4 protein-coding genes and 1 pseudogene are annotated in these 7,822 nt (G+C 58.9%); 2 read left to right on the top strand and 3 right to left on the bottom strand.

Going from position 1 to position 7,822, the window contains the following annotated elements:
• Positions 1 to 914, top strand: a 914-nt coding sequence (locus tag NKI20_RS33085) for an aldehyde dehydrogenase family protein (protein WP_352838156.1), incomplete at its 5' end; no start/stop codon positions are given.
• A 77-nt stretch (positions 915 to 991) separates the two neighbouring features.
• On the opposite strand, the gene NKI20_RS33080 is transcribed toward NKI20_RS33085, so the two are convergent.
• Together NKI20_RS33080 and NKI20_RS33075 are read right to left on the bottom strand one after the other, a co-directional pair.
• Positions 992 to 1,411: a Fic family protein gene (locus NKI20_RS33080; protein WP_023737287.1), complete on the bottom strand. Its 420-nt coding sequence runs from the start codon at positions 1,409 to 1,411 to the stop codon at positions 992 to 994.
• 23 nt (positions 1,412 to 1,434) lie between these two features.
• Complete coding sequence (locus tag NKI20_RS33075) at positions 1,435 to 2,133, bottom strand: Fic family protein (protein WP_245264324.1); 699 nt, start codon at positions 2,131 to 2,133, stop codon at positions 1,435 to 1,437.
• Between the two features lie 1,047 nt (positions 2,134 to 3,180).
• On the opposite strand from NKI20_RS33075, the pseudogene NKI20_RS33070 reads away from it, so the two are divergent.
• Positions 3,181 to 3,923, top strand: a pseudogene (locus tag NKI20_RS33070) (oxygen-independent coproporphyrinogen III oxidase); the annotation flags it as partial.
• 814 nt (positions 3,924 to 4,737) lie between these two features.
• Here the strand turns inward: NKI20_RS33070 and NKI20_RS33065 are convergent.
• Entirely contained in the window at positions 4,738 to 7,272 is a 2,535-nt protein-coding gene (locus tag NKI20_RS33065; RefSeq protein ID WP_031204404.1) for a two-component system VirA-like sensor kinase, read from the bottom strand.
• Positions 7,273 to 7,822 lie beyond the last annotated feature (550 nt).

Genomic DNA, 7,822 nt, shown 5'->3' with positions numbered 1-7,822 from the left:
CGCTCGCCGAGGAAGTCGGTTTCCCGAAGGGCGTCATCAACATCCTGACCGGCTCGGCCAGCGAGATCGGCGACGAGATCTGCGCCAATCCGCTGGTGTCGAAGATCACCTTCACCGGATCGACGGAAGTCGGCAAGCTTCTCATCCAGAAGTCGTCGGTCACCGTCAAGAAAGTGTCGATGGAACTCGGTGGCAACGCGCCGTTCATTGTCTTCGATGACACCGACCTCGAGCGTGCGGTCGCCGGTGCGATCACCGCCAAGTATCGCAATTCCGGCCAGACCTGCGTCTGCACCAACCGCTTCCTTGTCCAGGCTGGTGTCTATGACAAGTTCGTCGAGAAGCTCGCTGCCGCCAGCAATGGGCTGAAGGTCGGCTCCGGCCTCGAGGACGGCGTGCAGCAGGGGCCGCTGATCGACGAGAAGGCGGTCGAGAAGGTCGAAGAACTGATCGCCGACGCCACATCCAAGGGCGGCAAGATCGTTGCCGGCGGCAAGCGCCATGCGCTCGGCGGCTCGTTCTTCCAGCCGACCGTCATCGCCAACGCGACACCCAATATGCGCTTCATGAAGGAAGAGATCTTTGGGCCGGTCGCCCCGGTGTTCAAGTTCGAGACCGAAGAGGAAGCGATAGCGCTCGCCAACGACACCGAATTCGGCCTCGCCTGCTATTTCTACACCGGCGATCTCGGCCGCGCCTTCCGCGTCATGGAAGGGCTGAAATACGGCATGGTCGGCGTCAATGAAGGCCTCATCACCACGCCGGAGGCACCCTTCGGCGGCGTCAAGGAATCCGGCCTCGGCAAGGAAGGCGGACATCAGGGCATCGAGGATTACCTCGACACCAAATATGTCTGCATCGGCGGCCTCGGCTCTAGTGCGCCGGCTTTTCCCGCGTCTCAGAACGCGGAATGACGAACCCGCGGGTGATCCGGTGAAAATCTTTCCGGTTCCGAGGAGAAGTGACCTAAGATCGTGAGCGCCCTATGCTCTTACGTTTCCGGAAAAAGCTTCGGAAACAGCGCGTCCAGAGCGTCCGCCGGAAAGCGTAGGGACACTGGGCCCTTTGGCGTTTCCGACGCCAATAGTCCGAGCGCGATTACGTCATTGAACACTCGACGCGCCGTACGTTCGGGTAGTCCGCTAATACGGGATGCCTCGCCGCGGTCAAACTCACCGCGCGTGAGCGCTTCCTCCACGAGGCGGCCGGCTTCGGGCTTCAGACCACTGCGCTCCACATGCCGATACAGCCGCTTGGCCAACGTGTCGAGATCGAACAGTCCGGTCATGAAGCTCACCTGATCGATACACGCCTGCAGGAACCATAAGGTAAAATCGCCGAGTGCGCGTTCGGAGAGGTTGCCACGTCCGTCGAGATCACCCTGGCGGGGCATATCGGCATGATCCATCATGCTCTTGTAATCCGTTCGGCTTTTCACGCCACGTGCCAAGCCTCGTGAGATCGACCACAGCCCGTGCGCGGCGACCCCGGCCTGAGGGCCATGGCGTGGCTCATCAATCGGCTGACGCGTCCGTTGCCGTCCGGAAACGGGTGAATGTAGTTGAAGCGGTGATGCGCGGCAGGAATGGTCAGGATGCGTCCGGCCTTGCCCAGCTTATCGAAGCGATAACGCATGGCAAAGTATTGCATGAAATCGTTGACGCGATCGCTCGAAGGCGGTTCATGCCGGCCGATGGCGACGTCATGCTCTGGCTTCGATCGCCACTCACCTGGCGCCATGACGAACTCACGGCCGGAACCCTTGATGGTCAGCATGGGCGATTCCGCATCGCGGTAGAATTCCGCATGCAGCCATCGAAGAAAACCTACCGATGCCGGTTCCGGCAACTGCCCATCGGCAGCCAGGCGGTCGATCTCGGCTTGCACGCGAACGTGCGCGGCCGCCTCGAGCTGCAGATTGCGGCGGTTCTCGTCTCGATCGAAATTCCGACCAGCGCCCGTTCGATGTCGCGCGGGCGCGTATCGTGGCCTTCGATCAGGTTGCTGTAGTAGGTGTTCATGATGCGCACGAGATGGGGCGAGGTTGGCTGCGGTACGCGAGTGCAGGCTTTTGCCCAAAACAGCCGACGTCGCCAGGCTTGGACACAAATCGATGCTGCCGATGATGATCATGGCCGATGTTCGGCAGGCCTATCGTACTGACAACTACGCACAAACCGTAATTGGGGGAGCCATCTGGCCGATGCTTTGGCCGATCTATGACGATCGGCCGGACTCAGACAGGTTCGAGGTGGAAAACAGGCAGCTTTAAACATGGTTCTGCCTCGGCCAGCGCAAGATTCGCCTGGAGCTTCGCTTATGCTGTGTGAGCTTGTTCTCTCGCGCCCGAATTCCCCATGGATGGCCCAAAAGCAGGCGATCCATTTGTCATTTTTAAGTGCGTCGGACTGCCAGTTGATCGCGTTCTGACCCGACTGGGAGTTCAAGTTTGACCTGAAACTGACCGGGTGCTGGATGGCAGGCTTCATCCCCACCGGTCTGATATGAAACAACGTCCGGCCCCGAGGCTAGGCTGCAATCTCGGATGGCTTGTATGCGCCGTTTTTTTAGAGCGTGTTGCGGGCTTGGTCTGCTCAACCTCGGAGCTCTACGCTTCACGGCGTTAGGATGAGCGTTCGAGGCGCAGGATTACTGCCGACACTGCTCTTCTTGTTCGCATTGGGCAGTTCCCGTTGGAAGCTTCCATCTTGCCGACTGCTGAGTTTGGAGTCGCCGTAGCTGTGAAATCGAAAAGAAGCCCATAGGCAACGTTTGCCGCGACGCTACTGAGAGCTGGTCACCGGGAGAGCCGAAGGTAGAACGAAGTTGTCTCGTTGAGCTTGTATGTGGCGCCAGCATAGAAGGCCCAGTTCCCACCCCAAGGCTTATACAAACCGCCACCGTTAGCGCCGATCGCGTTCATGGCCTCGTCCTTTTGGCAGAGATCACCACGGTCGCTAGCTGGCGAGCAAAGTCCGTCCCAGCGCTGCATTATCTCGTCGGATCCGGCAAGCTGGCAGAATTTCCCAGGCGGAGCTGACGGGGAGGGATGGTGGGAATAAAACGGTGCGCGTGAGGTCTCGGCGGGAACAGCCAAGACATCTAAGCGGAACGGACTGGCATAACGCAAAGACACAGGCGAGCTCAGCGGCAAGGTGGTTTGTTATCACCATGGGACGCCTGCCGCGTCAAACGGTGGTGTCGTGGGTCGAGACGGCGAGGGCAGCGGTCGCCATGCGCCCCGACCGGCTTGCCTTGTTCGGCTACTCGCATATCCCATCCCAAATAAAGAACCAGCGCCTCCCATCGAGGCGGAATTTCTTCCCGACAGCGCTGCCCGCGCTGAACAGTATGCGGCTGTCGCCGTGAGGCTGATTGCCGCCGGCTACCGACAGATCGGGCTCGACCATTTCGCCTTTCCGGACGACGAGCTCGCGCTGGCACAGGAAACAGGTCGCCTGCGACGTAACTCGTTGGGCTACTCGGCTGACACCTGCAGAACCCTGATCGGTTTCGGCGCGTCGGCTATCGGCCGCACCGGCCAGGGATACGTTCAAAACGAAGTTACACGGGATTCCTACATCCAGCACATCGCAGCTGGCCGACTGGCTACATCGAAGGGCCATCGCCTCACAGACGACGACCGCGTGCGAGCCGCAATTATCGAGCGATTAATGTGCGATTTCGAGGCTGACGTGCCGGCAATCTGTGTCGCCCACGGATCTGATCCGATCCGTCTTCGCGGTTCAGATGAGCGTTTGGCGATGCTGGCCAAGGACGGAATAGTGGACTTCGAAAACGGTTTTGTCCGCGTACGGCGGGAGCATCGCTTTGGGATTCGCGCTGTCGCTGCCGCATTCGATGCTTTTAGGGATGGCGTTACGTATCCCGCAGGTGAGGGCAAGCAGACACACGGAAGCTAACACAGGGGGTATCTTTTGCCGGAGAGAACGAGCTGCCATCGTGCGGTGCCCGGTTAGTAGTGAAGCGCCGTAAAATGTCGACATAGGCGTTGGTGAACTGGACCGAACGACGAGAACAGCCTATCCAGTGTGTTGTCGGCAGTTAGTTCGAAAGTCCTGCTACACCCGATCCGATGCCTCTCAACGCCGAGGCCGCACCTCCGTGCCGAAGCCGGCCTTCCCAATGGTGGGTCGAGCCGTCGCTTACCCCGTGCTTGCCTCACAGATCCGCGACCGAGAACCCAGCCTCATGCTCCCGCCCTGCCGGGGCCTAGGTCAATCTAGCATGAAAGGAACACGTCGGAACCTTGGATATCGCTTGCCCGGCCGGGCGGCGATAGCCTTGTCGGGGCAGCGAGGAGCCGTAGCCGATGATGAACGCACAGGAGAAGTCTGGCGTGAATGGGGCGATGATTGTCAAGCTTTGCTCTCGAGTCATTTCGTCAACCATCTTGCGTGACCGATTGGCGACCATCTCCTCGTCCCGACCTTATATTACCCGTTGCCTGTCGCCGCCAGCGCGCAGTGACTTGTCAAGGATGGAGGCCCGCAGACCCCATCGCGCGGCGACTTGTCCTTGACGGTCACGAGCACGGCGGCAGGTTTGCCGTGGTCGGGGAGCCCTTCCTTGGGCGGAGCCGACGACGGTGTTCGAGGGGAACTCGCCATGAGCCGGGTGCGCAGAGATCGTCCGACGCTCTTGTATTTGCTGGATCCCAGCCGGCTCCGCCTCCGACTGCCTCGGTAGCTCGGTATCCTGAGCGCGTCGGCGGCATCATGCCATTATCATCCTACGAATTGCATGCTCCATCGTCCTGGACGAGACCGGTTTGGCTAGCCAAAGGACGAAGGTCTGATTACCAGATGTGATCGGCATGGGGTCGCTTCCACCAACGACGATGATGGGCACCGTCATCAGGGTGGTACGTAGAGCTTCGGGCTGTCCTGGCCCGAGGAAAGTCGCTTTATCGAAAATTAGGAGGTCGGCTGCCTTCCCGCTCTCGATCCAGTCGCAAAGACTCTCGAAGGTCGCGAAGCCGACCGGCTTATAACCCAGCGCGGCGATCTTATCCTTGTAGATCTCCAACGCTGCTGGATCGGGGTCAACGACTGCAATGATTTCTCCGTTGCCAAGTGATCCATCGCATGGGCCGAAAGCGCTATCAGCTCTGACCTGCTCCTCAGCGCAGGCCGGTAAGTAGAGATCGAAGCGTGTACCTCGGCCAACAGCCGAGGTGACGTCAAGGCATCCTGCGAGCGCGCTCACATGGCGGTCCACTGCAGCAAGACCCAGTCCGGTCCCGCCGACGCGAGAGCGCGTGGTAAAAAAGGGCTCAAAGATATGCGGAAGCACCGAACTTGCGATTCCTTGGCCATCGTCGCTGATGGAGAGGAGAACGTAATCTCCCGGTTTCAAGGTGCCCTTAGCCACGGGCTTCGTTTGACAGACGTGAGCGCGAGAAACGCTAATCTCGACACGGCCCTCATTCAAGAGAGCCTCCGACGCGTTCTTGCATAGATTCATAAGGATCTGCTGTATCTCGGTCGGGCTGCCCTCGATCACCGTTTGCCACTCGTTGATCTTGAAGTTCAACTGAACATCCGCACGAAGTGTAACCCGCAGCAATGGCGCGAGATCCATTACACTCTCCGAGACGTCGAAAGGCATCGTCACGCGCTTCCGATTTCGGCTTAGTGACAAAATTTGATCAATAATCAGTTTGGCTCGGTTGCTGGCCAAGATAATTTGGCCGATGTGGCCCCGAATTCTCGAGGGGCGACGCACAAGACCTTTAGCCATCTCTGCGTAGCCGACTATTGCTCCTAGAACATTATTGAATTCATGTGTAACGCCGCTTGCGATTGTGCCGACAGCCGTCAGCCTTTCCGCATGCTCCCATCGACTCTCAAAAAGGTTACGTTCCGTGTGTACACGTTGCATTTCAAGATGGTTGCCTAAACGCACAGTAGCGCTCGCCAGAACCAGGAGGTCGTCTGTGGAGGGTGGTGAGCGATCTCCTTCAAAAACAAGGATACAAACCGCAGCCTGCTGATCGGAGGCCCGGCAACCAACAATTTGACAAACACCGGTAGTGCCTACGGCAGTCCGAACCACTTCCGACGCCGGAACGACGCGAAACACTGGCTGTTCCGGGTGTACAAGTGAGACGACTTCATGGATTAGCGTGGCGTTCCAGACGCGCATGCGCTTGTTCGCGACAAAGTACTCGGTATTCCTGCTGATACTCGGATCCACCAGAGCAAGCGCGCATTGATCCGCATCGAAAACGCATTGAATGAGTCTAAGCGCCGCTTCGGTGGAGAAGCGCCGCGAAGCCTTCGTTGCTTGACTGTCGATGAAACAAGCTTCGATCTCACTCATCGCCGCTTCAAGCTCTAACCGCCTTTCCAACCGGTTCGTCCGCACATGCAGCGTGGAGGCTCGAATGGTCGCAAACAAGCAGAGGCATATGGACACCAAGCCAAAGAAAAGCCGTGTACGCTGCGCTTGCGCGCTGGCGAAGCTGTAGGCTTTCAGATGTTCTCGCTCCAATTCGGCAGCCTTGGCGAACGTGTCGAAGGATGGGATCCGATTGACAGCGCGGTCCAACCTCAACATTGAGGACAGGATAGCGCGGCCCTCGCGGGCAACATCCTCCGTGACTTGGTCCTGGCTAGGAGGAAGTCGGCGGAGAGACTGATCGATTTGTAATGCGAGGCTGAATCCCGGTCTGGCCGAAAATTGAAGGATCAGATTGGAAAATTCAGGCCTGTTCGACACTCCCCCCCAAAGGCGATTAGCCGAGCGAGCAAAGCGTACGAGAGAGCTTTGCAGAAGCTCATTTTGCGCGGCCGAGTTCGAGATGGCAGCTTCTGTGTTTTCGAGGGACTTTTTGAGCTGTGCAACCAACCTGGAGTGCACCCCGGAGCTCTCATTGGGCGAAATCTCAACAAGGCGTTGGTAGTTTTGAAGGTTCCTTTTTAATGCTTGCCCGGTAGAAGCAACGGAACGGAAGTCCAATACCATGTCGGCGCGGGCGACGTCTCGCTGGAGCAATGCGTAGTTGATCTGAATCGTCCGCAGTTCGCTTAGGACCGCCTCGTTGATCTGGGGGTCTTGCCACTGTATCGCGACCAAGAGCGCAACCGAGGCCACTAGGGCCATTACAGAAGCTTTGTCGGTACTGAGCCATTTTTCCCAAACGAACGGCGTTTGAGCCGCGGTGCGTGCCTTGCGAAGGTCCGAGTTGAATTCTAGCTCCCCATCGCGTCGGTGTGCGGCCGGATGCTGCTGGAACAGGAAAGCCAAGTGTACCTCTCCCCTCAAACAGGCGGTGTAGACACCGTTGCACTCTGCCCCCATGGCCCGCTGACCTTCCATTGATTCGCGGGCGTTTCGACCTCGACGGCGAGGCGGCAGCACAAGGCGGGCAACTGATCGCAGTTTTCGGAACTGGTCTTCCGAGAGATCATCGAAGGGGCATACAAGCGCACGCCTGCAGCAGCCGAGGATGATACCGGCCGGTCAAACGCAACTGGCGAGGGCCGGATCTGCTGTTGGCTGGCAGCTAACACTGGCGGGGCGGCGGCCTCAACTACGGCGTGCCTAGAGCCGGCTGCTGCGAAAGCGTCCGACACGCTTCCCTTGGGGTCATCCCGTCCAGCGGGCATTCTTGGATCGCTGAAAAAAGACGAGGCGGCTTGATGATCCTGCCCTCGCTGAAGCACCTCGCGAAACCCCTTTTCCAGTCGCAGAAGCTCCTCTGGACCGGTAGGCGGCTCGTCAGCTCGACCATCGAACAGCGGCCGGAGCGCCTCGGACACGTGCTGCTCAAAGCCCACTCGCCGGGCCTGGACCG

It is taken from the genome of Mesorhizobium sp. M0830 (assembly GCF_040319965.1).
In the GTDB taxonomy this organism is placed as follows: domain Bacteria; phylum Pseudomonadota; class Alphaproteobacteria; order Rhizobiales; family Rhizobiaceae; genus Mesorhizobium.
Note: the sequence above shows the minus strand (reverse complement) of the source record. Positions and strands in the feature narration are given on the sequence as shown.